This window comes from Lentilactobacillus kisonensis DSM 19906 = JCM 15041, from assembly GCF_001434135.1.
Lineage (GTDB): Bacteria > Bacillota > Bacilli > Lactobacillales > Lactobacillaceae > Lentilactobacillus > Lentilactobacillus kisonensis.
On the sequence record NZ_AZEB01000067.1, the window covers coordinates 1 to 2,675 of the forward strand.

The window sequence follows — 2,675 nt, forward strand, 5'->3', positions numbered from 1 at the left end:
GTACTAAAAAATGGGACTGGGCCATATCCGGATAATTTAACCGGAGAGCCTCAGTCCCATTTTGGTGCCATTTAGAAAAACACGGTGCATTCATCAATTTTTGGTAACTACGCTTATTAATAATGGCTTGGCAGTCATTGTTAGCAGTGACTGTTTTGGGATTGACCAATTGTTTGCTAACATTTTTTTCAAACTTAAGAGGAAAGAGATCAATATACGACATATTTTAAAATAGGTCGTGTCATCTTTTTGGGGTTAACTGTTTGTAAAAAGTTTTTCGAAATTCAGTCCACGAGGCTAATATTAAAAAACAACCTCACTCTTGAAGAAAGAATGAGGTTGCTTTTGAAAATTAAGTTCCCCTATGGATAATTCATGGGGTCCTGTATAATTGTTAATGTAGAAAGTTAGTGACGGTTGGCAAATCTTAGTAAGAAGGTGATGCCTATGGGGTAACAACTCGTAGAACACAGTCTGATGAAAGGACAGCCATTTTCAGTGATCTTGGATCAGTCATTGTGATCGTTAGTGGATTGATGGCATTGATTCTGGCAGTTTCGACACTGCTAAATGCGGTTGCTAAATTGATGATTGCGTGGCGAAAGTTCAGGAAGCACAAAAAATAAAGACCATTCCACTAACTTTGACAGGTTTGGAATGATCTTTTAATTCTCAACTATGTCACCGTCTTTAACGGTTCCACATCGGAGCGCTGTTTCAGCAGTGCGCCTTTTTCATACCTAAATTATAGCATGCAAGGATGATAGTGGCTACCAAAATCATTTGAATTTAGTGAGTTATTATTAAGAGAAAAATAGTTGGAATAAGAGTTATTTTCTTGCAAGTTGTGGCTACTTTACTCACAACCCATCTATTGATTATAGCTACTGTAAGATGGTAACTCCTTGTTATTTAACCTAAAAACACCGCTATTTCCCAAAATCAGGAATAACGGTGTTTTCATTAACTTCTGGGAGCTAAAAAACGACATGTCCCAGTTTATAAACGTTAGGCTAACGCTTGCCAATCATAAATTAATGGAACAGTAAATTCAATCCCATAACCATCACAATCCCGACGACAGAAATAACGGATTCAAGCACCGTCCAAGTCTGCAAGGTTTGTTTAATCGTCAAATCGAAATATTCTCTGAACATCCAGAAGCCCGCATCGTTTACGTGTGAGGCAGCTAGTGAACCAGCACCGATTGCTAGCACCATTAACGCTGGATCAACACCAGCCTGGGCCATCAATGGGGCAACAATTCCAGCAGCCGTTAAGGAAGCAACGGTAGCGGAACCTAGAGCAATTCGAAGAACAACAGCGACTAACCAGCCTAAGATTAATGGTGAAATTGATGAGTGTAAGAAGAGTTGGGCAACGGCTTTACCAACACCACCGTCGATCAGAACTTGCTTGAATGCACCGCCACCACCAATAACCAATAGTAGCATAGCAATTGACTTAACGGCGTTTTCTAGCGACTCCATAATTTGAGCGGTTGTTCGTTTCCGAGCCCAGCCCATGGTCCACATTGCAAAGAACAGGGAAATTAACATTGCAATACTTGGTGAACCAATGAAGGCAACAATTGAATCTAATAGGCTAGGGTTCTTAGGATCAACGCCGCCGTTAACCGTCATTTTATAAATCGTTGAAATAGCTAACAAAATAACTGGGAATAGGGCGGTTAAAACGGAAACACCAAATGAAGGTGATTCTTCCGGCGTAAATTCTTTCACTTCACCAATTGACGAGAGATTGCCTTTACGTTCAAAGGCAGCTGGGGCATATTTTCTGGCGACCTTTGAAAATAAGGGGCCAGCAATATAGGCAGCAACAATGGCGATGAAGAAACCAAATAGTAGAACCTTGCCATCATTAGCACCCAAGACTTGCGCAATGGCAACTGGTGCTGGATGGGGTGGCAAAAAGCCGTGGGTAACTGACAAAGCGGCAGCCATTGGAATTCCCAGGTAGAGAATAGGAACCCCGGCTTCAACGGCAATTGCGAAGACGATTGGAACCAGCAAAACCATCCCAACTTCAAAGAACAACGCAATCCCTAAAATAAACGAAGCCAACATAACGGCAACTTGCAGCCACGCTTTACCAAAGCGCTTAATCAGCGTTTCAGCGATGATATAGGCACCCCCGGAATCAGACACCAGCCTACCAAGCATGGCACCAAATCCAAAGACCATCGACAGTTCGCCAAGCTGGCTACCGATACCATTGGAAACCGAAGTTGCAACGTTACCAAGTGGCATGCCGAGCATCACGGCGGTAATAACCGCGGTTAAGATTAACGAAACGAATGTATTGATTTTAAATTTGATAATCAAGACCAAGAGAATAATGATCCCGATTAATAATGCGAGTAATTTTAATAACATTATTTTTCCCCTTTCTTATAGTACAGTGAGCGGAGCAAAGCGGTTAGAAAGCGGAGTCTAAGTTACTCCGTTCAGGAATCCCGGGCTTGGATTTTTGAACGGAGTGGCTTAGGCGCAGCTTTCTGTTTTGCGGAGCGGTCCTAAGAATAGTGAGCGGAACAAAGCGGTTAAAAGTCGGAATATAAGTTCCTTCTGGAGAAATCCATGGGCTTGGGATTTTTCCAGAAGGTTCTTATATGCAAGCTTTTGCTTTGCGGAGCGGTCCTAATCTATGAGGCT

General features: G+C 42.2%; 1 protein-coding gene. It reads right to left on the bottom strand.

Going from position 1 to position 2,675, the window contains the following annotated elements; genetic code table 11:
• Positions 1–1,034: 1,034 nt before the first annotated feature.
• Positions 1,035–2,396 (bottom strand): gluconate:H+ symporter, encoded by a 1,362-nt coding sequence (locus tag FC98_RS13630; RefSeq protein WP_054656165.1) that lies wholly within the window; start codon positions 2,394–2,396, stop codon positions 1,035–1,037.
• Positions 2,397–2,675: the final 279 nt, after the last annotated feature.